Below are 24,469 nucleotides of genomic sequence, written 5' to 3'. Positions count from 1 at the left end.
TGTGCGCGTAGTACAGGCCCTTGGCCACGGACTTCCAGTCGTCGCCGAAGCGCCACGGGGAGTGGGGGTCGCCCTCGGCGTCGGCGTACTTGTGGTGGCGGCGGTGGTCGGCCACCCACTTGATGACGCTTCCCTCGATCGCCATGGAGCCCGCGATCGCCAGCGCGATCCGGAGCGGGCGCTTGGCCTTGAAGGAGCCGTGGGTGAAGTGCCGGTGGAAGCCGACGGTGATGCCCAGGCCGCTGATCAGATAGAAGACCGACGCGATGGCGATATCCGTCACGCTCAGCCCCCAGCCCCAGAAGAAGGGGACCGACGCGGCCAGCGCGATCAGCGGGATGAATACGAACGCGAAGACGGTGTAGCGCTCGGCCTTGCCTCTCAGCTCGGGTTCGTACTCGGGGATCGCTTCGCGCTTCGGCGCGCCAGTAGCGCTCGCAGCGCCTTCGGTCGGCACCTCGGGGGCAGCGGTCATGTTCTTCCACACCTCGTCATGGGGAGCGTCTACGCCGGTCAGGGCGGCTTCGGAGGGGTGTGGGCACCCGTCGAGACGGCCTAACCTATTCCTACGTAACCGTAACCTACGTACCCGTAGGTTTGGCAAGCCCTCCGTGAAAGGCGCTATGTTGGTGGCGGACGCACGGGCCGCACGGCCCGGCGCGTTCCCGGATGATGTAATCGGCAGCATGCGGGGTTTTGGTCCCCGTCGTCCAGGTTCGAGCCCTGGTCCGGGAGCAACCCCCGCCGCAACGGGCTTTCCGCGCATGCGGCGCGAGGGTGCGGAAGGGAAGCGGCGGCGTCACTTGGCCGATGGACGCCCGTGACGCGCATGTATCCTTCCCATGTCGGCCGCTGGTCATCCGACGGCCGCCCGCGCGGCATGCGGGTCGCGCCGCCGCAGGGTGAGCCGACTGTTCATATGCCAGCTATCTCGAGGGGTCTCCTCCAGTGAGCGTGAACCGTCCGGCTGCCGTGATCATTCTCGCGGCGGGTGAGGGCACCCGGATGAAATCCAAACTTCCCAAGGTCCTTCACGAACTCAACGGCCGCAGCATGCTCGGCCATGTGCTCTACGCATCCCGTGAACTCGACCCCCTGAACTCGGTCGTGGTCGTCGGCCACGCCCGCGACCAGGTGCGGTCCCATCTGGAAGAAGTCGCCCCTGAGGCGACCACAGCCGTGCAGGAGGAACAGAACGGCACCGGTCACGCCGTGCGCATGGCGGTGGAGGACCTCGCCGCCAAGGGCGTCGAGCTGTCCGGAACCGTCGTCCTCACCTGCGGCGACACACCCCTGTTGCGGGGCGGGACACTCGCCTCGCTCATCGCGGAGCACGAGAAGGCGGGCAACGCGGTCACCGTGCTGTCCGCCCGGGTGCCCGACCCCCACGGCTACGGGCGCATCGTCCGCGATGCCGACGGAGGCTTCACCGAGATCGTCGAACACGCCGACGCGACCCCCGAGCAGCACCGCGTCGACGAGATCAACTCCGGTATGTACGCCTTCGACGGGGCGCTCCTGAGCCAGGTCGTCCAGCGCTTGTCCACCGACAACGCGAAAGGTGAGGAATACATCACCGACGCCGTCGGCCTGCTGCGCGGCGACGGCCACCGCGTCGACGCGTGGAGCGCCGAGGACTGGAACGAGGTCCAGGGCGTCAACAACCGCGTGCAGCTCTCCGAGGCCCGCCGGGTGCTCAACGACCGGCTCCTCACCGAACACATGCTCTCCGGCGTCACGATCGTCGACCCCGTGACGACCTGGGTGGACGCCCAGGTCAGCATCGGCGCGGACACCGTGGTCCACCCCGACAGCCGCCTCTACGGCACCACCCGGATCGGCGAGGACGCGGTGGTCGGCCCCGGCGCCGACCTGCGCGACACCGTCGTCGGTGACGGCGCCGAGGTCCGCGAGACCACCGCGGACCGGGCCGAGATCGGCGACGGGGCCTCCGTGGGCCCCTACACCTACCTCCGGCCGGGCACAGACCTGGCCGGGCGGACCAAGGCCGGAGCCTTCGTCGAGGTCAAGAACTCGAACATCGGCACCGGGTCCAAGATCCCGCACCTGACCTACGTCGGGGACGCGGACATCGGCGTGGGCAGCAACATCGGCTGCTCCTCGGTGTTCGTGAACTACGACGGGGTCAACAAGTCCCGGAGCACGATCGGCGACCACGTGCGCATCGGCAGCGACAACACGATCGTCGCCCCCGTGCACGTAGCCGACGGCGCCTACTCCGGGGCCGGGACCGTGGTCCGTGACGATGTCCCACCGGGTGCCCTGGCGGTCTCCGAAGGGAACCGGCAGCGTAACGTCGAGGGCTGGACGCAGCGCAAGCGTCCGGGAACTCCGTCCGCGGAGGCGGCGGAGCAAGCGGAGCGGCACAGAGCCGACGACGCGAACAAGTAGTGACTGTGGGGGAGAAGAACGTGACCGGCATGAAGGCCACCGGCCAGAAACAACTGATGCTGTTCTCGGGGCGTACGCACCCGGCGCTGGCCGAAGAGGTCGCGAAGGAGCTGGGGATCGAGGTGGTTCCCACCCGGTTCGACACCTTCGCCAACGGCGAGATCTTCATGCGGTACCTGGAGTCGGTGCGCGGCAGTGACGCGTTCGTCATCCAGAGCCACGCCGACCCGGTCAACGAGTCGATCATGGAGCAGCTGATCATGGTGGACGCGCTCAAGCGCGCCTCCGCCAAGCGGATCACCGTGGTCATGCCGATCCTGGGCTACGCGCGCCAGGACAAGAAGCACCGGGGCCGTGAGCCCATCTCCTCGCGTCTGGTGACCGACCTGTTCCGGACCGCCGGCGCGGACCGGATGATGGCGGTGGACTTGCACACGGACCAGATCCAGGGCTTCTTCGACGGCCCGGTGGACCACCTGTTCGCGCTGCCGATCCTGGCCGACCACGTCGCCAACCAGGTCGACCACTCGGAGATCACCGTGGTCTCCCCGGACGCCGGGCGGGTGCGCACCGCCGACCGCTGGGCCGACCGCCTCGGCGCCCCGCTGGCGATCATCCACAAGCGCCGCGACCCGGACATCGCCAACCAGGTGAAGGTCCACGAGGTCGTCGGCCAGGTCGAGGGCCGCACCTGTGTGCTGGTCGACGACATGATCGACACCGGCGGCACCATCGTGAAGGCCTCGGAAGCGCTCTTCGAGCAGGGCGCGAACAAGGTCATCGTGGCCGCCACGCACGGTGTGCTGTCGGGCCCCGCGGCCGAGCGCCTGCAGAACTCGCGCATCTCCGAGGTGGTCATCACCAACACGCTTCCCGTCCCGGAGGAGCGTTCCTTCGGGAAGCTCACGCAGCTCTCGATCGCCCCGCTGGTCGCCCGCGCGGTCCGCGAGGTCTTCACCGACGGCTCGGTCACGAGCCTGTTCGACTAGGCGGCGCGGTAGCTGCCGGGTTTCTGAGAGGCTCTCAGAACACTCCAGACGCCGTACCCGCCCACCGTTGGGACCGGGCCAGGTCCCAACGGTGGGCCATGTACGGAGTCGTCCCCAGAACCAGTAGACTTGACCGAGTGTCCCCGTGCCCGGACGGATTCCCGTTGTGTCTCCGTCTGGAATCAACGCGGGCAGGGGTGCGCGACGAGCGTTCCCGGGCCGGACGGGTCCGGTGGCGGCTCGCCGGGCACGCCTGGAACCAGGGCGGTCGAGTCCCCAGCCAGCTGGGTGACCCCGCCGCATTCCCCGCCGAGCGCGGGAATCGTTCGTACTAATGGAGTCGTGTTCCCCGTGCTGCGGGGTTGAACCCGAGGAGTTTTGTCGTGTCCGAGGTACGTATCGCCGCCGAGCCCCGCACGGAATTCGGCAAGGGCGCCTCCCGTCGCGCCCGCCGCGCGGGTAAGGTGCCGGCCGTCCTCTACGGCCACGGCACCGAGCCCCGCCACCTGAACCTGCCGCGCCACGACCTCATGCTCGCCCTGAAGACCCCGAACGTCCTGATCCGTCTCGGCGGTCTGGACAAGGACAACCTCGCCCTGCCGAAGAGCGTGCAGCGCGACGCCATCAAGGGCTTCCTGGAGCACGTCGACCTGCTCGTCGTCTCCAAGGGCGAGAAGGTCGAGGTCGAGATCCCGGTCACCCTGACCGGTGAGGTCAAGGCTCCCGGCGTGCTCAACCAGGAGCTCGTCGCCGTGTCCGTGGAGACTGAGGCCACCCACATCCCCGAAGGTGTCGAGTTCGACATCGACGGGCTGGAGGTCGGTGCGTCCCCGACCGCCGCCGAACTGAAGCTGCCCGCGGGCGTCACCATGGTCACCGACCCCGAGTCGGTCCTGCTCACCGTCGCCGCCCCGCGCGTCGAGGAGGAGCCGGAGACCAGCGAGGAAGCCGCTGAGTCCGCTGAGGAGGCCGCCGCCGAGTAAGGCGGTGCTCGCACCACAAGCTGTACGACCGGACGCGCGGTCCCCGGAGACGGGGCCGCGCGTCCGGCGTTTCCGCACCCCTTGGGCACGCGGTTTCCGGTGATGGCCCGGGGTCGGTAGTGTCGTGCGGCATGTGGGCTTGGTTGAGCAGGTTGGGCATCAGGAAGAACGAGGGCGACGAGGACATGGCTGAGGCTGAGCGCTGGCTGGTCGTGGGGTTGGGCAACCCGGGCCCCAAGTACGCGGGGAACCGGCACAACGCCGGGTTCATGGTGGTGGACGCCATCGCCGCGGAAAAGGGTGAACGGTGGAAGGTCCACAAGGCGCACGCCGAGGTCGTGGAGACGCGGATCGACGGTGTGGCCGCGGTGCTGGTCAAGCCGCGCACGTTCATGAACCTGTCCGGGGGACCGGTCGCCGGGCTGGCGCGGTTCTATAAGGTCCCCATGGAGCGGATCATCGTCGTACACGACGAGTTGGACATCGACTTCGGGGCCCTCAAGCTCAAGAAGGGCGGTGGCTCGGGCGGCCACAACGGCCTGAAGTCGACCACCGCTTCCCTATCCGGCCCCGACTACCTGCGGGTCCGCTTCGGCGTCGGCCGGCCTCCGGGCCGGATGGACGCCGCCGCCTACGTGCTGCGCGACTTCTCCTCGGCCGAACGCGCCGAGCTGGACCTGAACGTCGAACGCGCCGCCGACGCGGTCCGCACCGTCCTCACCGACGGACTGGGCAAGGCCCAGAACATCTTCCACACCGCGGCCTGACCGCCCTGGGCGGGAACCGGCCCGAAGCGGATCCTTGGTCTGAGCCGGGCCCGGGCGGGGCGGTGATCTGGGAGCTGCCCCGCCCGGGGGTTCTGGTTACTAGGACGCGGCCAGGAGGGTGTCCCGGAGCGCGTCGTAGGCGGGCTTGGTCGTGTAGTCGTCCCACATGATGGTCGCCGCGCCCTCGCCCTCGAAGGTGTTCGGGACCCAGGAGTACCTGTCCGGGAAGCCCCAGACGGTGAACGACTGGCAGCTGCTGACGTTCAGGCAGGCCTCGAGGGCCTGGGTGTAGTAGTCGGCCTGCTGCTCCAACTGCTCCTCGGTGGGCTCACCGCCGTCCGGCAGCTCCATCCGCACGTCCACCTCGGTGAGGGCCGCGCCCAGGCCGAGGTCCTCGAAGCGCTCGAGGTTCTCCTGCAGGGAGTCCGGGAAGCCGTACTGCAGGCTCAGGTGGGTCTGGGCGGAGAAGCCGTCCAGCGGGACCTCGTCGGCCAGGAGCTGCTGGGCGAGCTCGTAGTAGGCGTCGCTCTTGGGGTCGATCGCCTCGACGCTGTAGTCGTTGAGGTAGAGCTCCGCTGACGGGTCGGCCTCGTGCGCCCAGTGGAACGCCTCCCCGATGATCTCCTCCCCGAGTTCGCGGATCCAGATGTTGTCCTCGGTCCGCAGGTCGCCGTTGTCGTCGAAGATCTCGTTGGCGACGTCCCACTGCTGGATCTGGCCCTCGTACCTGCCGACCACGGTCTCGATGTGGTCCTGGAGGATCGCGCGCAGCTCCTCCTCGGAGAAGTCCCCGTTCTCCAGCCAGTCGGGGTTCTGGCTGTGCCACAGGAGGGTGTGGCCGCGCACGTCCTGGCCGTTCTCCTCGGCGAACTCCATGATGGCGTCGGCGTCGTCGAACGCGTACTCGTCCTGGCTGGGGCGCAGGTGGTCCCACTTCATCTGGTTCTCGGCGGAGAGCGAGCTGAACTCCTCGCCCAGGAGGTCGCGGTACTGCTGGTCGCCGGTGAAGGGGTCGGGGTAGTCCTCGTCCTCGTGGTGACCGCCGCCGGCGACGGCACTGCCGATGACGAAGCCGCTGGGCGCGGCGTCGCGCAGCGTTCCGTCCTGGGCCTCAGCGACGGTCTCGACCGCCGTCGGCTCGGATCCGGACAAGTAGGGGATGGCGGCGAGGGGGACCGCCAGTACGGCGGCGGTGAACACTGCTGTGGAGAGTCGTACGGGTTTCACAGCGGGGGCTCCAGACTCTGGTGTTCGCATAAGTTCCGGAAAATTCCGTAACTTGTTGGAAATGGACAGTAAGTTCTGGAGGGGAGGCCGTCAAGACCTGTTCCACGGGTGAATTACCGGACCGGAGCGGGGCGAGGCCCCCTGTGTGGTCGGGGGCGTGGGCTCGGCAAGGGCCGGAAAGCTCGTACTCTGGGTGAGTACCAAGGAGGTTCAGTGGGCGCCACCCCCTCACGAGACGTCACCATCTCCGTCATCGCGGCGGAGGCGGGCGTGTCAGCGCCGACGGTCTCGCGTGTCCTCAACGGCCGGGGCGATGTCGCACCGGCCACCAGGGAGCGGATCGAGACGTTGCTGCGCACGCACGGCTACCGCCGCCGCGGTTCCCGGCCGAAGGAACGGGTCGGCCTGCTCGACCTGGTCTTCAACGACCTGGACAGCCCGTGGGCGGTGGAGATCATCAGGGGTGTCGAGAACGCCGCCCACCAGTCGGGTGCGGGAGTGGTCGTCTCCGCCATACACCGCGAGGCCAGTTCGACCCTCCAGTGGTTGGACAATGTGCGCGCCCGGGTCAGCGACGGCGCGATCCTGGTGACCACGGGCCTGGAGCCGGAGCTCAACGAGGAACTGCGCAGCCTGGACGTGCCCGCCGTCGTCATCGACCCGGTGGGGATCCCCGACCTCACCACGCCGACCATCGGCGCCACCAACTGGGCGGGCGGGCTCAGCGCCACCGAACACCTGATCCACCTCGGGCACCGGCGGATCGCCTTCGTCGAGGGGCGCCCGGAACTGTGGTGCAGTCGCGCGAGGCTCGACGGCTACCGGGCAGGGCTGGAGACGGCCGGTCTGACCGTCGACCCCGACCTGATCGCCCCGGCCGAGTTCACCTACGAGTCGGGTTTCCGCGCGGGTGAGCGCCTCTTCGACCGCGACGAGCGGCCCACCGCGGTGTTCGTCTCCAGCGACCAGATGGCCCTCGGCGTGTACGAGGCGCTCAGGCAGCGCGGTCTGCGTGTACCCGAGGACGTCAGCGTGGTGGGCTTCGACGACCTGCCCGAGGCGCGCTGGTCCTCCCCGCCGCTCACCACCGTGCGCCAGCCCCTGGCAGACATGGGCAGGCTCGCGGTGCGTACGGTGCAGCGCCTGGTGCAGAACGAGACCATCGAGAGCTCTCGGGTGGAGCTGGCCACCGGACTGATCGTCCGGCACAGCACCGGCAGGGCCCCGGAGACAGAGGCCGGCTGACCTGCGTGTTCAGTCCCGCAGCAGGCGCCAGGTGGCCTGGGCCTGTGATTCGGGGGAGTCCTTGTCGGCGGCCGCGGCGATCACCCCGACCAGCGCCCCTGCCAGGTAGGCGGCGTGCAGGTCGGGCGCGACATCATCGAACCCGGGTGGCCGGGCGCCCTGGGTGAAGCGTGCGGCCAGGACCTCGGTGATCCGGTCGCGCAGGCGGTTGGTGAAGCGGGCACTGCCCTGCTCGGAGAACATCCTCCGGTACAGCACCGCGTGCTCCGCGACGTGTGCGAACAGGTCGTGCAGGGGTGCCGGTGTCCGGTCCCGAGGGGCGTCCAGGGGACACAGCTCCGCGCAGCGGGCCACATGCGCGATCGCGTCCTCCATCGCGTCGGCGACGAGGGCGTCCAGGTCGGCGTAGTGCTTGTAGACGGTGGCGCGGTTCACCTCCGCGCGGCGGGTGACGGCGGCCATCGTGACCGATCCGAGTTCCTGCTCGGCGGCCAGGGAGATCAGGGCGGCCCGGAGCCGGTCACGGGTGCGCTGCACACGGGGGTCTTCAGGGTTCATGCCTCTCAGTGTAAACAACAGGTGTTGATTAAGCGACGGGTGTCGCTTAATCTGCTCGTATGAGGATCGAGATCTGGGCGGACGTGGTCTGCCCCTGGATGTACATCGGTAAGCGACGTCTGGAGCGCGCGCTGGCCGAGCGGTCCGGCGAACCGGTCGAGGTCGTGTGGCGGCCTTACCGGATCGACCCCACGGCTCCCGCCGTGTCCGAGCCGATCGACGAGGTCCTGCGCGACCCCTTCGTCGAGACCGCGCTGGAGGCCTGCGGCCCCGTCGGGAGCGGCGACGGCGAACTGGTCCAGATGTCCGAGCTGGCCGCCGCCGAAGGACTCGGCGACCGCTGGGGCGCCGCATGGCGGGCCAACAGCCATGACGCCCACCGGCTGCTCGCGTTGGCGGAGGCCGAGGGCGGGCCCGCGATGCAGGACGCTGTGGCAGAGGGGGTGCTGCGCGCCCACTTCGTGGCGGGTCGCGACATCGCCGACCCCGAGGTGCTGGCGGGTATCGCTACTGCGGCCGGGTTCGCCCGGGGTGGCGAGGTGCTGGCCGACGGCGGCGGCGAGGAGCAGGTGCGCGAACTTCTGCTGTGGGGTAGCGCCGAAGGGGTGCGCACCTCGCCGACCTTCGTGGTCAACGGAATGGCGCTGACCGGAGCCCAATCGCCCGAACTGATCGCCGAGTTCCTGGACGAGGCAACCGGGCGGCGGCCGAGGGAGCTCCCGGCCGAGGTGGAGCGGCTGCGCCGAGCCGAGGCGCTGTTCGACCTCGCCAACCCGCTGGGCGCGCTCGAACTGCTCAAACCGCTGGCCGAGACCCACGCCGAGGACCGCAACGTGCGCTTCCTGGCCGCCCGCGCCTACTATCGCTCCGCCCAGCTGAACCGGGCACGGAGCACCCTGGAGGCGCTGCTTCAGGAGGGTGCCGACGACGCCTACGTCCACCTGCTGCTCGGGCGCACCCTCGAGCGCCAGGGGCAGCGGGGGCTGGCCGAACCGCACCTGCGGCTCGCGGCGGTCATGGACCCCGCGCTCGGGTAGGGCGGAAGACCGCTGGGCCTTCACGTTGCGCGCAGGGTTTCGGTCCGGTCGTCCGTTGGTCGGGGCCTGTCCCATTGAGTCCCAGTCCGTACGGTTCACCCGGTCTCAGAAGAGACACATTCTCGCTGGGGCCGGGACTTCTTCGCCAACAGGCCGACACTCCGGGCGACTTTTCCACTACTTTTGGTTACTGTTCGGGTGGCAGAGTGCGTTCCGCGCCCGACGTCACGCCCCGCTCCTGATCCTCCGCGTGCGTCCCATGGCGCCAGGGGTGATTACGCATAGTAAGTGTCCGAATCTGTACGTGGTCTTGGGGGATATGTGGTCACAACCAGTGGGGCGGGTACCGTCAGGCGCCCCACCACAGAGCAGCAGGAGGCCCTGGACGGGCGGGCCGCACAGCCGCGGCGGATCCCGTTGGGCACCGGCCCGAGGGCCGACGCCTGGATGCGCCCCTACGTCGCCGGACTGGTCGTGCTCGATCTGCTCGCCGCGCTGGCGGCCACCCTCGCGGGGACCGCGCTCCGCTTCCACGACTCCCTCGCCGCGGCCAGCACCACCCCCTACTTGGTGCTCTCCCTGCTGCTCCCGCTGGTCTGGATCGCCTTCGTTGCCTTGGGCGGGGGTTATGAGCGGCGCTTCCTCGGCGTCGGCACCGAGGAGTACCGACGGGTCGCGGTGGCCGGGGCCGTCCTGGCCGCGACCGTGGCGATCGGCGCCTTCGCCGTGAAGTTCGACCTCGCCCGCGGATACGTCCTGGTCGCACTACCCCTGATCGTCCTGCTCAGCCTGGGCATGCGCTACGCGCGCCGTAAGGCGCTGCACCGTCGCCGCCGCTCCGGTGCGTGCATGAGCGGGGTCGTGGTCGTCGGCTACAGCGTGGCCGTGAGCGACCTCATCCAGCGGTTCCGGGACGAGATCTACCACGGCATGCGCGTCGTGGGCGTGTGCCTGCCCGAACACGAGGCCGACGCGACCGAAGTGGAGGGCTGTCCGGTCCTGGGAACCTTCACCGACGCCGCCGAAGCCGCCACCCTCGTCGGGGCGGACACGGTCGCCGTCCTGGCCTGCCCGGAGATGGACGGCATCGAACTGCGCCGACTGGCCTGGCGCTTGGAGAAGACCGGGACCGACCTCACCGTCGCCTCCGCCCTCATGGAGGTCGCCGGACCGCGCACCACCATCCGCCCCGTGGCCGGGCTCCCCCTCCTGCACGTGGAGCACCCCGAACTGGTGGGGGCCCGTCGACTGGTCAAGGGGGTCTTCGACCGGAGCGCCGCCGCCCTCGCCCTCGTTCTGCTCTCGCCCCTGTTCGCGGTGCTCTGTGTGCTCATCCGCTCCGAGGGCGGCGGGCCCGCCCTGTTCACCCAAACCCGAGTCGGGCGGGGTGGGGCCGAGTTCACCGTGTACAAGTTTCGTACGATGGTGACCGGGGCGGAGGCGTTGAAGTCGATCCTCCAACCCCGCAACGAGCACAACGGTGTGCTGTTCAAGATGCGTCAGGACCCCAGGGTCACGCCCGTCGGGGTGTGGCTGCGCCGCTACTCGCTTGACGAGCTTCCCCAGCTCATCAACGTGGTGCGCGGAGAGATGTCGCTTGTCGGGCCCAGGCCCCCGCTTCCGGAGGAGGTCGCCCAGTACGGGCACGACGTCCGCCGCAGGCTGGTGGTCAAACCGGGGATGACGGGGCTGTGGCAGGTCAGCGGCCGATCCGACCTCTCTTGGGAGGAATCGGTCCGTCTCGACCTGAGGTACGTGGAAAACTGGTCGCTGACGTTGGACATCCAGATCCTGTGGAAGACGTGGTCAGCGGTGATCCGTGGGGCGGGAGCATACTAGCCGGTGAAGAGCATCCGAAACGATCATGAGGTAGCCCGGGACCTGGCGAGCGAGGCGGGGCAGCTGCTGCTGCGTCTGCGCGCCCGGCACGGCTTCGACGAACCCGAGGTTCTGCGCACCCTGGGTGACCGTACCTCGCACGAATTCCTCTTCTCCGCGCTCGGCCGGCTACGGCCCAGCGACGCGGTGCTCTCCGAGGAGGGTGCCGACGACCCGGCCCGGCTGAGCGCCCGCCGGGTGTGGATCATCGATCCGCTCGACGGGACCCGTGAGTTCTCCGAGCCGGGCAGGACCGATTGGGCCGTGCACGTCGCGCTCTGGGAGGACGGCGACCTGGTCGCCGGGGCGGTGGCACTTCCCTCACAGGGCAGTACCGTGTCCACGGTCGACCCGCCGTGGCTCCCCGAGGAACGTCCGGAGGGGCAGCGGCTGCGCATTACCGCCAGCCGGACCAGACCGCCCGCGTTCGTGCAGCGCATGGCTACCCAGCTCGGGGCCGAGGTGGTCCCCATGGGTTCGGCCGGCGCGAAGATCTGCGCCGTCCTCCTCGGGATCGCCGACATCTACGTGCACGCCGGCGGCCAGTACGAGTGGGACAGCGCCGCCCCGGTGGCGGTCGCGCGCGCGGCCGGCCTGCACACCTCGCGCATCGACGGCTCCGAACTGCGCTATAACGTAGCCGACCCGCTACTCCCCGATGTCCTTGTATGCCGATCGGAATTGTCGGGTATGTTGTTGGCTAGCATCCGCGACGGCGCGGACCTAGACAGCGCCGGTCCGCACGCGGGGGGCTGAACCTGAAGGGCCCTCCGCGCTGGAACCGGTCGTGTGTGTCGGTATTTCTAAGGCGGATTTCCATGGGTCAGGCGAGTCAGCAGGCGCTCGGGCGCTACCAGCTCTCCCAGCTGGACGTTCTCGAGGCCGAAGCGATCTTCATCATGCGCGAGGTGGCGGCGGAGTTCGAGCGCCCCGTGCTGCTCTTCTCCGGCGGCAAGGACTCCATCGTCATGCTGCGCCTCGCGGAGAAGGCGTTCTGGCCCGGGCCGATCCCGTTCCCTGTCATGCACGTGGACACGGGGCACAACTTCGACGAGGTCATCGAGTTCCGGAACCGCCGTGTGGCGCAGGCCGGGGTGCGCCTGGTCGTCGCTTCCGTCCAGGAGCAGATCGACCAGGGCAAGGTGGTTGAGCCCACGGGCCGCTGGGCCAGCCGGAACCAGCTCCAGACCTCCGCGCTGCTCGAGGCGATCGAGGACCACGGCTTCGACGCGGCCTTCGGCGGCGCCCGCCGCGACGAGGAGAAGGCCCGGGCCAAGGAGCGGGTCTTCTCCTTCCGTGACGAGTTCGGCCAGTGGGACCCCAAGAGCCAGCGGCCCGAGCTGTGGAGCGTGTTCAACACCCGGATCAACCGCGGCGAGCACATCCGGGTCTTCCCGATCTCCAATTGGACCGAGCTCGACGTGTGGGGCTACATCAAGCGCGAGCGGCTGGAACTGCCCTCGATCTACTTCGCCCACGAGCGGAGCGTGTTCGAGCGCGACGGCATCCTGCTGGCCGAGTCCGAACTCATCCGGCGGGACGAGACCGAAGTGCCCTTCACCGAGACCGTCCGCTACCGCACGGTGGGCGACCTGACCTGCACGGGCGCGGTCAAGTCCACGGCTGTGGAACTGGACGACATCATCGCGGAGATCGCCGCGACCCGGGTGACCGAACGCGGCCAGACCCGCGCGGACGACCGGGCGAGCGAGGCCGCCATGGAGGACCGCAAGCGCGAGGGCTACTTCTAAGCAGTGCTTATCCGGGCCTCCGCTTCGCTTCGGCCTCTCCCCAGCCCACGACTCCCGCCCCGCGATGATCTTGCCCCCAGTGCCACTCTCGCCCGCCGAGGTTGGCACCAGAGGCAAGATCATCGCTGAAATACGCACATTGGACCAGGCATCATGAGTAACGACATCCTGCGGTTCGCCACGGCGGGTTCCGTCGACGACGGCAAGAGCACCCTGATCGGCCGCCTGCTGTACGACTCCAAGTCCATCTTCGAGGACCAGCTCGACGCCGTGGAGCGCACCAGCGTCGCCCGCGGCGAGGAGCAGACCAACCTCGCGCTGCTCACCGACGGGCTCCGCGCCGAGCGCGAGCAGGGCATCACCATCGACGTGGCCTACCGCTACTTCGCCACGCCCAAGCGCACCTTCATCATCGCGGACACCCCCGGGCACATCCAGTACACCCGGAACATGGTCACCGGTGCCTCCACCTCCGACCTCGCCATCATCCTGGTGGACGCCCGCAAGGGCCTCCAGGAGCAGAGCCGCCGCCACGCCTTCCTCACCACTCTGCTCCAGGTGCCGCACCTGGTCCTCGCGGTGAACAAGATGGACCTGGTCGACTACTCCCAAGACCGCTTCGAGGAGATCAAGGCCGAGTTCACCGAGTTCGCCGCGAAGCTGGACGCGCGCGACCTCACGTTCGTGCCGATCTCCGCCCTGCACGGCGACAACGTGGTGAGCCAGTCGGAGAACATGCCCTGGTACACGGGCGGTTCGCTGCTGCACCACCTGGAGAACGTGCACATCGCCTCCGACCGCAACCTGATCGACGCGCGCTTCCCGGTGCAGTACGTCATCCGGCCGCACAAGTCAGACGATCCGGAACTGCACGACTACCGGGGCTACGCGGGCCAGCTGGCGGGCGGTGTCCTCAAGCCCGGCGACGAGGTCACCCACCTGCCGTCGGGGCTGTCCACGCGCATCGCGAAGATCCTCACCGCGGACGGGGAGGTCGCGGAGGCCTTCTCCCCGATGTCGGTGACGCTGACGCTCGAGGACGAGATCGACATCTCCCGGGGCGACATGATCTGCCGCCCCAACAACACCCCCGCGGTGTCCCAGGACATCGAGGCGATGGTCTGCTGGATGACGGATTCGCGCAAGCTCACGCCGCGCTCCAAACTCATCGTCAAGCACACGACCCGCACCGCGAAGGTCATGGTCAAGGACCTGCGCTACCGGCTGGACATCAACTCGCTGCACCGCGATGAGTCCGCCGACCACCTGGCGCTGAACGAGATCGGCAGGGTTCGGCTGCGGGCCACCCAGCCCCTGTTCGTGGACGAGTACCAGAAGAACCGCCAGACCGGTGGGTTCATCCTCATCGACGAGGCCACCAACACGACGGTCGGCGCGGGCATGGTAGTCAAGGCCGACTGAACTTACCCGAGGAAAACCGGGGAAAACAGAATATCGAGAAAGAATCGGGGGCCGCCTTCGGGCGGCCCCCGATTCGCGTGCGGGCACCCCTTGGCTGGAGTCGGGTTGTGTCGGCCGAGTGCGGGATTCTTTCGGTCATATTTCCGGATGTAAAGGGCGGGAGTGTTTTTTCGGGCCCCGGTACCACGTGGAACTCCGCGAATGGGGCTGCGGCAGGAAGGCGGAAGTTACCCGTCGTTAGGTCGGTGTAAGGCCGAGTGGGGCAAGCAGAGTGTCAGCTTCGGGCGGTCGATTCTGGCGCAGTGGCTAGGACTCCGGAGGGTGATAGTTGAGAAAAATTCGCTCCGGCTCTGGCAATCAAGGTTCAAACCTGTCTAAAGTGTGCGAATCGCAGACGGGTTCTCAATCCAGGCAATCCATGCGATCGGGGCCCGCTGTGTACTCCAACCCCCATTACCCCCACAAGGAGGAAACCGCGTGAAGAAGCACCCCACCCGCAGGGTCGCGTTCAGTGCCGTCGCGGTCGGCGCACTCACCATTCCCATGGCGCTCTCCGGCGCCACGAGCGCCGGCGCCTCCGACCTCGCGCCGGTGTACACCAGCTCCGCCGCGGCAGGCAGCGACTGGTTCGTCGTCCTCGAGGACACCGTCACCACGGCCAGCGTCTCCCCCTCGGCCTTCGGTATCGCCGAGAGCCAGGTGAACCACACCTACGAGGAGGCGATCAACGGCTACTCGGCCGAGCTGAGCACCGCCGAGGTCGAGGAACTGCGCGCCCAGGACGGCGTCGCCTACATCGAGCAGGTCGGTGAGGCACAGGCCCTGGTCCCTTGGGGCCTGGACCGGATCGACCAGGAGGACCTGCCCCTGGACGGTTCCTACACGACCGACTCGGACGGCTCCGGCAGTTCCGTGTACGTCCTCGACACCGGTATCGACGTCGACCACCCCGAGTTCGACGGCCGTGCCTCGCTCGGCTACGACGCCACCGGCGGCGACGGCGGCGACGTCCAGGGCCACGGCACGCACGTCGCGGGCACGGTGGCGGCCGACAGCTATGGTGTGGCCCCGGGTGCCGAGGTGATCGACGTCAAGGTCCTGGGTGACGACGGAAGCGGCACCTACGACGACATCATCGCCGGCATCGAGTGGGTGGCCGACAACTCCGAGTCCAACGCGGTCGCCAACATGTCCCTGGGCGGCCCGGCCTCGCAGGCCGTCGACGAGGCCGTCAACTCCCTGGCCGGCTCCGGTGTCTTCGTGGCCGTTGCCGCGGGCAACGAGGGCCAGGACGCCGGCAACACGTCCCCGGGCGGAGCCAGCGGTGTGGTCACGGTCGGTGCCTCCGACGAGACCGACGCCGCGGCGAACTTCTCCAACCACGGTTCGGCCGTGGACATCTACGCCCCGGGCGTCGACGTCGAGTCCACGGTCCCCGGCGGCGGCACGGACAACTACGACGGCACCTCGATGGCCAGCCCGCACGTGGCCGGCGCCGCGGCGCTGTACAAGAGCGGGCAGGGCGACGACGACCAGGACACCGTCCTGGACTGGCTCGTCGACAACGCCGGTGAGGACAAGCTGAGCAGTGTTCCCAGCGGCACTGTGAACCTCCTGCTGAACGTCGAGGGTCTGTAGGACCCCGCCGGCTGCGGAGTCCCCGCGCGTCCGCAGCTCGGCAGGTTGACAGCCGACGGGTAGTCACACGGCCCCGGTCAGGGAGAGGTCCCCGACCGGGGCCGTTCCGTTTCTCCGGCACCGGTTTTCACATTATGACCCTGGTTGATTACTCCGGGTATTAATCTTGGGTCGTGGATGGATATCGTCTGGTGTTTGTCGGCGGGATGGGCCGCTCCGGGTCGACGCTGATCGAGCGCCTTCTTGGTGAGCTGCCCGGGTTCTGTTCCGTGGGTGAGGTCGTGCACCTGTGGCGCCGGGGGCTGGTGGAGAACGAACGCTGCGGTTGCGGCCTGCCCTTCGCCGACTGCGGGTTCTGGGCCGAGGTGGGCAAGCGCGCCTTCGGTGGCTGGGACCGTGTGGACGCTCACGGCGTGCTGCGGCTCAAGGACAGCGTCGACCGGACCAGGTTTCTGCCGGTCCTGCTCAACGGCCCGTCCGGTGAGGGAGCCCTCGCCGCCCGCAGTGACCGCTACACCGAGCTCTACCACCGCCTCTATTCGGCGGTCGCCGAGGTGAGCGGTGCCCGGGTGATCGTGGACGCCAGCAAGCACGCCTCGCTGGCGGCCTGTCTGCGGTGGCGGTACGGCTCCCGGATGCGCCTGCTCCACGTGGTGCGGGATCCGCGGGCGGTGGCGCACTCCTGGGGGAAGCGGATGGCGCGGCCGGACGCCTCCCCGGACAGCTCCGAGCAGGAGATGGCCCGCTACTCGGCGGGGCGCTCGGCGCTGCAGTGGATGACCCAGAACTCGTCGTTGGACGCCTTGGCCCGGCGGGGGACCCCGACGCTCCGGGTGCGTTACGAGGATTTCGTGGCCGATCCCGAGGGCGAGTTCGGGCGTATCGCCGATTTCGCCGGTCATGCTGGAGCGCCGCTCGCGCTGGGGGAGGACGTGGTGCGGCTCTCGGAGGGGCACGCGGTCTCCGGCAACCCCATGCGGTTCCGGTCCGGTCCGGTGGGTGTGCGAGCCGACCACGGGTGGCGGGAGGGGCTCGCCCCGTGGCGCCGTCGCCTGGTCACGATGGTCACCAGCCCCACGCGGGGGCGCTATGGGTACTGATGTCCGGTGTGTTGTCCCGGGGGATGTTGCATACCCAATGCATAACGTATGGTCGTCGTATAACTACTCTGAGTCATAGTCGGGGGAGCTAGGGGGCGGTTGACCATGGGCGGCGGGCCGGTACGAGGAATGGCGGCGACGGGGGCTCTGCTCCTCGCCCTAGGGATGGCCGGTGCGGGCGACAGCCCCACCGGGGCTTCGGCTCCGGTCGAGGGCCAGTCTCCGCCTGATCGCCCGGTCCTGAACTCGGCCACGTTCCTCGGGATGCCTTCGGCGCCCGAGTTCCACTGCACCGTCTCCGACATCCTCGAGCCCTCCTGCGGGGTCTGGTGGGGCGCCAGCCCCGAGGGCGACGACGTGGACGCGCTGGAGTCCGCGGTCGGCCGCGACATGGACATCGTCTACACCTGGCGGGGCATCGACCAGGCAGAGGTTCCGGGCGACCGGGAGCAGAGGATGGTCGCGGAGGGGCGCTTCGTGCACACCAACATCGAGGCCCGCCGCTTCACCCGCTCGGGGCATCCCGACATCCCGTACGAGGACATCCTCGCCGGAGAGTTCGACAGCTCCCTGCGTTCCCAGGCGCGGACCATCGCGGAGATGGAGGTGCCCTATTTCGTCACGTTCGACCACGAGGCCGACGGCAACAACCGCTACAACTACCGGGGCACGCCCGAGGAGTTCGTGAGCTCCTGGCAGCACATCGTCGACCTGTACCGGGAGGAAGGCGCGGACAACGCCATCTGGGTGTGGAACGTGACCGGCTGGCCGGGCAACCTCGAGCGGCTCCCCGGCCTCTGGCCCGGCAACGACTACGTCGACTGGATCAGCTGGGAGGCCTACAACATGACCGGCTGCGACCTCATGCCGCACTGGGACCACATCGACTCCTTCGAGGACGCCCTCGCCCCCACCTACGACTGGATCCAGGAGGAGGGCCCCGAGCACGGCATCGACCCGGAAAAGCCGGTCATGATCGGAGAGATGGGCACTACCGACATCGGCCCCCGCGAGACCCTGCAGTGGTACACGGACATCCCCGACGTGCTCAAGCGCTATGAGCGGGTGCGCGCGGTCAAGCTCTGGGACAGCAAGGTCTCCGACAGCTGCGACTTCCGGATCCGGGCCAATGAACACGCCCAGCGCGGCTTCGAGCTGGCCGGGCAGGACCCCTACGTGAACCTGCCCGAACGGGTCCGCCGCCTCGCCGAGTACACCGCGACCCGGGACTGAACGCCCGGGTCGGCCTGCCCTGGTCAGCCGCCAGCCGACCTGTGCATGGACCAGGTGCGCGGGCCGTTGTCGGGCAGGTCGTACTCGGCCGTCACCCGGAATCCCAGAGACTCGTACAGCCGAACGTTGGCTGACGCGGAGGTCTCCAGAAACGCAGGTACACCCGCGGCGTCCGCCTCGCGCAGGCCGGCGCTGATGACCTCGCGGCCCAACCCTCGTCCCTGCGCGTCCGGGTGCACACCCACGGTGCCAAGGAACCACACGGGCTCGGTGGGCCGGTGCTGCCCCATGGCTGCCTCGGCCGCGGCGGAGGCGTCCGCGCGGTCCCCGGCGAGCTCCGCCAGCGTGGGCAGGAGTCCGGCGATCGCCGCCTCGGCCCCGCCGGAGTCGGGCGTGGACCAGACGGCGACGGCGTCGAGGTCCTCGCCCACCCAGACCCGGCCGTGGGGCAGGCCGACCTCCGCGATGAAGAGCCGTTGGAACTCCCGGAGCCGGGTGAGGTGATCGTCCGCGTCGATGGTGTGCCGGGTGAACGGGTAGTCCCGGAAGGCCGCGGTGAGTGTGTCGGCCGCCCGCTCGATGTCCGCAACCGTCGCTTCTCTGGCCATGGGTTCCCCCTGATTTTCGCAGGTGTGCTCAGTTCGGTCCCCGTCCCGTGCGGGGCCCGTGAGCGAGGCTATCGGCGGTCCCCGGTCGGCGTCTTCCGATTTTTGACCGACAGTGCTATATTTTGGCCATGCGTTCAAAAGACGGGGCGACGTTCACACAGGCCGCCCGCCGTGAGCAGATGATCCGGGCGACCATCGCGACCGTCGCCGAGCTGGGGTTCCACAAGGCCTCGCTGGCGCGCATCGCGGAGCGGATGGGCATCGCCAAGGGCGGGATCATCTACCACTTCGCCAGCCGGGACGAGCTCATCAGAGCGGCCCTCCAAGACGTTTTCGCCCGTCTTACCCGGCACGTGGTCGAGCGGCTGACCGACGCCGCCAGCGTGCGCGAGGCCGCCCGGACCTACGTGATCGCGCTGGTCGACTACCTGGACGGGCACCGCGACGAGGTCCGGCTGATCTCCGAGGGTTTCGGCGCGGCGCAGAGCCATGAGGACGCGGACGAGCAGGTCCAGACCCGCTGGAGCAGCCTGGCCGACCTCCTGGACCAGGCCGTCGCGGAGACCGGCCGCACCGGGGTCGACACGAAGGTCCTCGCTATCAGCGTCAGCGGGGGTATCGACGCCCTGGTCGCCGAAGCGCTGCGCGACCCCGGATTCGACCTCCGCGAGGCCGGTGAACGCCTGGCGGGCATGGTCGACCGGCTCATCGCACCCGAGGGCGCAACGGAACCCGGCCGAGCGCAGGACGACGGGGAAGGATTCCCCGGATGAGCGGTGAGGCGGTCATCGAGGATAGGGACCTCCACACGTCCTTCGGCCCCGCCCACGCGGTCCGAGGCGTCGTCGCGCTCGCTCTGCGCGCCCCGTCCGCGGGGACCGCGCACGAGGAGGTCCGGTCATGCCGTGCGCAAGCCGTCCACCCCGCCGGAGCCCGCTCCGCGGACACCGGCCCCGCCGCGGGACTGGCTGCAGCGGGCTCCACTCACGCCCATGGTCCTGGCGGCCCTGCCTGCTCAGCCCTAAGCGGCCCCTACAGGCCCTTGCCGCGCAGGTGCAGCAGGCGTAGGACCCACCCCGGCGGAAGACCGCAGACCACAAGGAAGGCCAGGTAGGCCCGGCCCTCCGACGGTCGGTGCCGCAGCGTGTGCCCGGCCCAGCCCAAGGCCGTGCGCCGACGTTTGGCGGAGGCCTCGGCGAAGGCGATCTGCCCCGCGATCCGGGCGTACCCGTGCGGCACCAGGCCGAACTCGGGGTAGCGCTCCAGAAGCCACCGCAGCGCCGTGGAGATGGTCTGCCAGCGCTCGGAGAAGAACGACTTCTTGTGCCACAGCACGCGCACCCCCGGTTCGGGGATGTTGCGGATCGGACCGCGCCGGGCCAGCCGGAGGAGCAGTTCGTAGTCCTCGGCGTAGCTACCGGGGATCTCCTCGCTCACCGTTCCGCTGCCGCCGACCATGGCCTCGCGCCGGATCAGGAACGTGGACGGGTGCAGCTCGGTCAGGCGCGATCCGAGCAGGTCGGCGAAGGTGACGCTGGTCCGCTCGAGAACCCGTTCGTACTCGACCTCGTCGTAGACCACGCGGATACCGCAGCACACCATGTCGGTGCCGGGCTCCGCACGCATCACCTCCACCTGGGCCCGGAGCTTGTCCTGCATCCAGGTGTCGTCGTCGTCGCAGAAGGCCACGAGGTCGGTGTCGGCGCTCAGGACCCCGGTGTTACGGGCACCCGCCAGCCCCGGGGTGAGCGAGTTGGTCACCACTCGGACGGGGCGGTCGCCCTCGGTCCGGGCGAGTGAGGGGTCGGGCTGGTCGTTGTCGTACACGACGATGGTCGTGATCCGGCCGGGGTAGTCCTGCTCGGCGACCGCCTCCAGGGTGCGGCGCAGCAGTTCGGGCCGGTCCCGAGTGGGCACGACCACGGTCACCGCGGGCCAGGTGTCGGTCGGGTCCCCGGTCTTTGCCTCAGTGCCCGCCTCCACGGACCCCGCCTCCATCGACTCTGCAGAGCCGCCGGCCACTGCCGCATCCGCCACCGGTGTTCCCTCCACCTCTGTTCCGTCCATCGGGCCTTGCGCTATCGATCCGCCCACAGCGGTACCGCGCGGCAGCGGACCGCCCCCGACCGGGCCGGCGGCCCCGGCGCCGTCGGTGAGCAGGTCGATCAGCTCACCCGCGCGCAGTGCGGCGCGCTTGGGCCCGTCGTCGGTGGCCGGGTCCACCCGGAACTCGTCGGGGGAGGCCAGCGCCCGGTCGAGCAGCGCGTGCAGCTGCTGGGAGGTCGAGCAGGCGCGCACCCGCCCCGCCTCCTCCACCCGCCCCACGAAGAGCAGCTGGTGTTCGTCCACGTGTTCCGCCAGCTCGGGGTCGCGGGCGACCACGATGGGCAGGTGCCCGGCCGACCGTGCCTGGGTGATGGTGCCCGGGCCGCCGTGGGTGACCACGGCCGAGGCTCCGTGCATCGCCTCGGAGAGGTCGCCACTGGGCATGAAGGGTGTTCCCGAGGCCTTCTCCGGGGCTGAACTGTGCCCGTGCTGCACGAGGATCCGCAGGTCGGGATGGCGGCGGGAGTAGTCGTCGACCCAGCGCACCAGGCGGTCGAACCCGTGGTGGTCGGTACCGACACTGACGACCACGTCGGGGTGGTCGCTCCGGTCGGGGCGGTGCTCGGGGCGTGTGGTCTGTTCCGTCAAAGCAGCGGTCCTACGGTGATCGCGGTCGGCATGAACGAGCGCTGTTCCTCCCACTGGGCGAGGAACAGTCGGGTGAAGGGCTTGCAGAGCCGGGTGGTGAGTGTGGGTGTGTCGATGCGGTCGTAGACCTCGATGTAGACGGTCGGGATCCGCAGCAGCGAGGCCAGGACGAAGAACGGCAGGGCGACCCCGGCGCCGGTACTGACGACGGCCGAGGGGCGCAGCTCCCGCAGCACCCGCAGGGCCAGGGCCGTGTTGCGCAGCAGGTTGCCGATGTTGCGGGTGGTCGGGTGGTGGGCCCAGCGCACTGTCTCGTCGGAGAGTGAGGACTCGGCGTCCGGGGTGCGGAAGGTGACCCAGGCGCGTTCCTTGCCCTGCCACCACGGGCGCAGCGATCGCAGCTGGGTGAGGTGGCCTCCGCTGGAGGACACCAGGAGTACCGGTCGTGCTGTCATGGAGTGATCCATCCATTGCTCAGTGTGGTCGAACGGGGTGTCGGGTACCGAGGTCGCGGTTCACCTCCGGAGTTCCAGGTGGTCACGGACGCGCCACACCGTGAGCAGGTGCCCGGCGGCACCGGTGAGCACGGCCAGGACCACGATCGGCAGGCCGCCACCGGTCAGTGCCCCCAACAGCAGGGGAAGCCCGCCGAACCACACCAGGCAGCTGCCCGTCGCCACCAGCACGGGGCGGCTGAACGGGTGCAGCACCACCAGGGAGCGCAGCTGCCACATCGGCAGGAGCTTGCGGACGAGTACCGCCGCCACCAGGGCCACCGCCGCGCCGACCGCCCCGTACGAGGGCACCAGCAGCACGCACACCGCTATGTTGGCGAGCAGCGACAGCACGTTGTTGAGCAGGTTCAGCCCCGTCCGGCCGGTCATGGTCAGGATGAGGTCGCCCATCCCCAGCGCCGAGGCGGCCAGCTGCCCGGCGCACACCACGATCAGCACCGCCGCCCCGGCCGAGTACTCCGCGCCGAACAGCCGCATAACCTCGGGGGCGAACACCAGCGCCGACAGGTACAGCGGCCACGTGAGGCAGACCAGCCAGGACGTCCCCGCTTGGTACAGGGAGCGCACCCGTGCGTGGTCCTGGTCGGCCAGCAGCTCAGCGAACCTGGGCTGGGCCGCGTAGAGGACCGCCTGTGTGCCGAACTGGCCCACGACCATGACCCGGGTGGCCGCGGTGAACACGGCGGCTCCGGTCAGCCCGTTGAGGAGCGCCACCATCACCACGCCGCCCCGCTGGACCCCCATCTGGGCTACACCGCCCAGGGCACGGGGCAGCGCGAACGTCCAGAAGGCCCGAGGCGTGACCGGACCCGCCTCGGTCACGGGGGGCTCACCCGGCAGGGACCGCTCCGGCACGGCCCGGCGCACGATCCTCCCCAGCCAGAACCAGGCCAGTACCGCCGCGGGCAGGTACGGCCCGGCCCAGGCCAGCGCGAGCATCCCGGCCGAGCCGGAGACCGCGATCATCGCCACCAGCCCCAGCTGGGCCAGCGGACGGCCCACCTTGTCCACCAGGACCGTGACCGACATGTCGTGGTGGGCGCGGGTCGCGGCGAGCGCGGAATCGGCGAGTACCGCGAACGGCAGGAAGAGCGCGAGCATGCGCAGATATGTGGTGGCCTCCTCCGGGCCCAGCGCGTCCGCCAGCGGACGGGCGAAGAGCAACAGCAGCACGGCGACCAGGCTCGCCATCAGCACTGCGGGTCCCAGCGCCAGGCGCAAGAGCTGGGGGACACCGCCGGGACGCCCGAAGACCCGCATCCGGGCGATGAAGTACACCAGCCCGTCCGGGGCCCCCGCGTTGGCCACCGCGGCCATGATGAGGAATACCGACGTGGCCGAGAACAGCAGCCCGGCCGTCTCCTGGGAGAACGCCCGGGTGATGGTCATGATCAGGGCGAGGTTGAGGGCCGCGCCCACCACCGCGCCCGCCATGTTGACCATGCCGCCGCGCAGTACACGGCGCAGGCCGCGGTCGCCGCCGCCCGAACGGGCCTCGACCGTCACACGCACCACGAGGGTGTGCGCCCCCACCAGGCGGCCAGGCGCGCGTCGCTGTCGGTGAACCGGGCGGCGAGGTCGGCGCGCAGGGTCTCCGGCATCACCGCGCGTTTGCGGGCGTTGTGGTGGCCCGGCGCACGTTGGGGGACCGGGGGGAGGTCGAGGAACTGGGCGATCTCGTCCAGGGCCCGGGAACTCCCGTCGAACAGGTCCGCGTAGTCCAGCACGTGCATCCGCTCACGCCCGACGTGCCGCTCCATCCGCTCCAACTGGTCGACGTAGCGGCCCCGGGACACGTAGCCGTGGTGCTGGTGCGAGTGCGAGTAGTAGCCGGGCTCCTCCAGCAGCCGCTGCTCGGAGCCGGCCAGCCGCCCCTCCTCCAGCTCGAGCGCCTTGGCGAACGGCTCCGTCTCGAAGCCGCGCGCGGTCTCGTGCGCGTGCGCGGAGTAGGCGCGCTCGACCGGATCGCGCAGGATCACCACGATCCGGGCCTCGGGGAGGTCCTTGGCGATCCGTTCGGCGGCAAGGGGGTGGAGCAGGTAGTACGGGCTGGACTCGCACACCCGGATCCGGTCGCGCCCCCGCCGCGCGCGCAGGGTGGCGCGCAGGGGGAAGTGCGCCCGGTACCAGTCCAGCCCGTTGTGGTGGCCGGTGTCGAAGTAGTGGACCCCCTTGCGCAGGGTCGGTCCGGACACCGCGGGGTGCAAGGAGAGGGCCTTGAACAGCGAGGTGGTGCCGGAACGCTGGGCCCCGCAGATGAGGAAGTCGGGCAGGGCGCGGGCGCCGCTGGTCAGACTGCCGAGGCCGTCGGCGAGTGGAAGCAGGGCGCGCCTGGCGGGTGCGGCCAGGCGGGTGAGCGCAGAGGTGGCCCGGGGCATCGCGAGCTCCTTAGGTGTGCTGTGGTCCCCGGTC

Annotated in this window: 22 protein-coding genes; 14 read left to right on the top strand and 8 right to left on the bottom strand. The window is 69.5% G+C overall.

Annotated features, from left to right (window positions below; genetic code table 11):
• Positions 1–475 (bottom strand): fatty acid desaturase (locus ACYVDG_RS02800; RefSeq protein WP_460746631.1); only part of this gene is annotated, 475 nt, incomplete at its 3' end.
• Positions 476–948: 473 nt separating this feature from the next.
• On the opposite strand from ACYVDG_RS02800, the gene glmU reads away from it, so the two are divergent.
• The 4 genes from glmU (at position 949) to pth (ending at position 5,151) form a co-directional block, all read left to right on the top strand.
• Positions 949–2,412 carry a bifunctional UDP-N-acetylglucosamine diphosphorylase/glucosamine-1-phosphate N-acetyltransferase GlmU gene (gene glmU, locus ACYVDG_RS02795; RefSeq protein ID WP_460746628.1) on the top strand — a complete coding sequence of 488 codons (1,464 nt, stop codon included), beginning with the start codon at positions 949–951 and terminating at the stop codon, positions 2,410–2,412.
• Positions 2,413–2,432: 20 nt separating this feature from the next.
• Complete coding sequence (locus tag ACYVDG_RS02790) at positions 2,433–3,401, top strand: ribose-phosphate diphosphokinase (RefSeq protein WP_460746626.1); 969 nt, start codon at positions 2,433–2,435, stop codon at positions 3,399–3,401.
• Positions 3,402–3,784: 383 nt separating this feature from the next.
• Positions 3,785–4,384 carry a 50S ribosomal protein L25/general stress protein Ctc gene (locus ACYVDG_RS02785; protein WP_460746624.1) on the top strand — a complete coding sequence of 200 codons (600 nt, stop codon included), beginning with the start codon at positions 3,785–3,787 and terminating at the stop codon, positions 4,382–4,384.
• Positions 4,385–4,515: 131 nt separating this feature from the next.
• Positions 4,516–5,151, top strand: coding sequence for an aminoacyl-tRNA hydrolase (pth, locus tag ACYVDG_RS02780; protein ID WP_460746621.1), 636 nt, complete (start codon positions 4,516–4,518; stop codon positions 5,149–5,151).
• Positions 5,152–5,250: 99 nt separating this feature from the next.
• Here pth and ACYVDG_RS02775 read toward each other — a convergent pair whose 3' ends face one another.
• On the bottom strand, positions 5,251–6,378 hold the full coding sequence (locus ACYVDG_RS02775) for an endo-1,4-beta-xylanase (protein ID WP_460746619.1): 1,128 nt from the start codon (positions 6,376–6,378) through the stop codon (positions 5,251–5,253).
• 213 nt (positions 6,379–6,591) lie between these two features.
• On the opposite strand from ACYVDG_RS02775, the gene ACYVDG_RS02770 reads away from it, so the two are divergent.
• Positions 6,592–7,623: a LacI family DNA-binding transcriptional regulator gene (locus ACYVDG_RS02770; protein WP_460746616.1), complete on the top strand. Its 1,032-nt coding sequence runs from the start codon at positions 6,592–6,594 to the stop codon at positions 7,621–7,623.
• A 9-nt stretch (positions 7,624–7,632) separates the two neighbouring features.
• On the opposite strand, the gene ACYVDG_RS02765 is transcribed toward ACYVDG_RS02770, so the two are convergent.
• A complete protein-coding gene (locus ACYVDG_RS02765; RefSeq protein ID WP_460746613.1) occupies positions 7,633–8,181 on the bottom strand; it encodes a TetR/AcrR family transcriptional regulator in 549 nt (182 codons plus the stop codon).
• A 59-nt stretch (positions 8,182–8,240) separates the two neighbouring features.
• On the opposite strand from ACYVDG_RS02765, the gene ACYVDG_RS02760 reads away from it, so the two are divergent.
• The 8 genes from ACYVDG_RS02760 (at position 8,241) to ACYVDG_RS02725 (ending at position 18,240) form a co-directional block, all read left to right on the top strand.
• Entirely contained in the window at positions 8,241–9,218 is a 978-nt protein-coding gene (locus ACYVDG_RS02760; RefSeq protein WP_460746610.1) for a DsbA family protein, read from the top strand.
• 447 nt (positions 9,219–9,665) lie between these two features.
• Complete coding sequence (locus tag ACYVDG_RS02755; protein ID WP_460746657.1) at positions 9,666–11,057, top strand: sugar transferase; 1,392 nt, start codon at positions 9,666–9,668, stop codon at positions 11,055–11,057.
• 3 nt (positions 11,058–11,060) lie between these two features.
• Positions 11,061–11,852, top strand: coding sequence for a 3'(2'),5'-bisphosphate nucleotidase CysQ (locus ACYVDG_RS02750; RefSeq protein WP_460746607.1), 792 nt, complete (start codon positions 11,061–11,063; stop codon positions 11,850–11,852).
• A gap of 62 nt (positions 11,853–11,914) precedes the next feature.
• Positions 11,915–12,847, top strand: a complete 933-nt coding sequence (gene cysD, locus ACYVDG_RS02745) for a sulfate adenylyltransferase subunit CysD (protein ID WP_460746605.1) — start codon at positions 11,915–11,917, stop codon at positions 12,845–12,847.
• A 153-nt stretch (positions 12,848–13,000) separates the two neighbouring features.
• Positions 13,001–14,269, top strand: a complete 1,269-nt coding sequence (gene cysN / locus ACYVDG_RS02740) for a sulfate adenylyltransferase subunit CysN (RefSeq protein WP_460746602.1) — start codon at positions 13,001–13,003, stop codon at positions 14,267–14,269.
• 477 nt (positions 14,270–14,746) lie between these two features.
• Positions 14,747–15,907 (top strand): S8 family peptidase, encoded by a 1,161-nt coding sequence (locus ACYVDG_RS02735; protein WP_460746599.1) that lies wholly within the window; start codon positions 14,747–14,749, stop codon positions 15,905–15,907.
• Positions 15,908–16,113: 206 nt separating this feature from the next.
• Positions 16,114–17,007: a sulfotransferase gene (locus ACYVDG_RS02730; RefSeq protein WP_460746656.1), complete on the top strand. Its 894-nt coding sequence runs from the start codon at positions 16,114–16,116 to the stop codon at positions 17,005–17,007.
• 105 nt (positions 17,008–17,112) lie between these two features.
• Positions 17,113–18,240, top strand: a complete 1,128-nt coding sequence (locus tag ACYVDG_RS02725; protein WP_460746596.1) for a glycoside hydrolase family 26 protein — start codon at positions 17,113–17,115, stop codon at positions 18,238–18,240.
• Positions 18,241–18,263: 23 nt separating this feature from the next.
• Here ACYVDG_RS02725 and ACYVDG_RS02720 read toward each other — a convergent pair whose 3' ends face one another.
• Positions 18,264–18,848, bottom strand: coding sequence for a GNAT family N-acetyltransferase (locus tag ACYVDG_RS02720; RefSeq protein ID WP_460746593.1), 585 nt, complete (start codon positions 18,846–18,848; stop codon positions 18,264–18,266).
• A gap of 128 nt (positions 18,849–18,976) precedes the next feature.
• Here ACYVDG_RS02720 and ACYVDG_RS02715 point away from each other — a divergent pair, with 128 nt between their 5' ends.
• Complete coding sequence (locus tag ACYVDG_RS02715; protein ID WP_460746590.1) at positions 18,977–19,621, top strand: TetR/AcrR family transcriptional regulator; 645 nt, start codon at positions 18,977–18,979, stop codon at positions 19,619–19,621.
• Positions 19,622–19,880: 259 nt separating this feature from the next.
• Here ACYVDG_RS02715 and ACYVDG_RS02710 read toward each other — a convergent pair whose 3' ends face one another.
• From ACYVDG_RS02710 to ACYVDG_RS02695, 4 genes are read right to left on the bottom strand one after another with little or no spacing between them, the layout of a single operon-like run.
• On the bottom strand, positions 19,881–21,542 hold the full coding sequence (locus ACYVDG_RS02710) for a glycosyltransferase (RefSeq protein WP_460746588.1): 1,662 nt from the start codon (positions 21,540–21,542) through the stop codon (positions 19,881–19,883).
• Positions 21,539–21,997 carry a UDP-N-acetylglucosamine--LPS N-acetylglucosamine transferase gene (locus tag ACYVDG_RS02705; RefSeq protein ID WP_460746586.1) on the bottom strand — a complete coding sequence of 153 codons (459 nt, stop codon included), beginning with the start codon at positions 21,995–21,997 and terminating at the stop codon, positions 21,539–21,541. The genes ACYVDG_RS02710 and ACYVDG_RS02705 overlap by 4 nt, the downstream gene beginning before the upstream one ends.
• 60 nt (positions 21,998–22,057) lie before the next feature.
• Positions 22,058–23,590 carry a lipopolysaccharide biosynthesis protein gene (locus ACYVDG_RS02700; RefSeq protein ID WP_460746582.1) on the bottom strand — a complete coding sequence of 511 codons (1,533 nt, stop codon included), beginning with the start codon at positions 23,588–23,590 and terminating at the stop codon, positions 22,058–22,060.
• On the bottom strand, positions 23,560–24,435 hold the full coding sequence (locus ACYVDG_RS02695) for a sulfotransferase domain-containing protein (RefSeq protein ID WP_460746580.1): 876 nt from the start codon (positions 24,433–24,435) through the stop codon (positions 23,560–23,562). Before ACYVDG_RS02695 ends, ACYVDG_RS02700 begins: the two co-directional genes overlap by 31 nt.
• Between the last annotated feature and the right edge of the window lie 34 nt (positions 24,436–24,469).

The sequence above is a fragment of the Nocardiopsis oceani genome, assembly GCF_054777395.1.
This window is presented reverse-complemented; position numbering and strand designations above follow the sequence as displayed.

Bases quoted from the DNA above. Each gene is read 5' to 3' on its own strand.
- ACYVDG_RS02715 (WP_460746590.1), top strand. From the start codon at position 18,977: ATGCGTTCAAAAGACGGGGCGACGTTCACACAGGCCGCCCGCCGTGAG.
- cysN (WP_460746602.1), top strand. From the start codon at position 13,001: ATGAGTAACGACATCCTGCGGTTCGCCACGGCGGGTTCCGTCGACGAC.
- ACYVDG_RS02725 (WP_460746596.1), top strand. From the start codon at position 17,113: ATGGGCGGCGGGCCGGTACGAGGAATGGCGGCGACGGGGGCTCTGCTC.
- pth (WP_460746621.1), top strand. From the start codon at position 4,516: ATGTGGGCTTGGTTGAGCAGGTTGGGCATCAGGAAGAACGAGGGCGAC.
- ACYVDG_RS02695 (WP_460746580.1), bottom strand. From the start codon at position 24,435: ATGCCCCGGGCCACCTCTGCGCTCACCCGCCTGGCCGCACCCGCCAGG.
- ACYVDG_RS02705 (WP_460746586.1), bottom strand. From the start codon at position 21,997: ATGACAGCACGACCGGTACTCCTGGTGTCCTCCAGCGGAGGCCACCTC.
- cysD (WP_460746605.1), top strand. From the start codon at position 11,915: ATGGGTCAGGCGAGTCAGCAGGCGCTCGGGCGCTACCAGCTCTCCCAG.
- ACYVDG_RS02730 (WP_460746656.1), top strand. From the start codon at position 16,114: ATGGGCCGCTCCGGGTCGACGCTGATCGAGCGCCTTCTTGGTGAGCTG.
- ACYVDG_RS02755 (WP_460746657.1), top strand. From the start codon at position 9,666: ATGCGCCCCTACGTCGCCGGACTGGTCGTGCTCGATCTGCTCGCCGCG.
- ACYVDG_RS02720 (WP_460746593.1), bottom strand. From the start codon at position 18,848: ATGGCCAGAGAAGCGACGGTTGCGGACATCGAGCGGGCGGCCGACACA.
- ACYVDG_RS02760 (WP_460746610.1), top strand. From the start codon at position 8,241: ATGAGGATCGAGATCTGGGCGGACGTGGTCTGCCCCTGGATGTACATC.
- ACYVDG_RS02765 (WP_460746613.1), bottom strand. From the start codon at position 8,181: ATGAACCCTGAAGACCCCCGTGTGCAGCGCACCCGTGACCGGCTCCGG.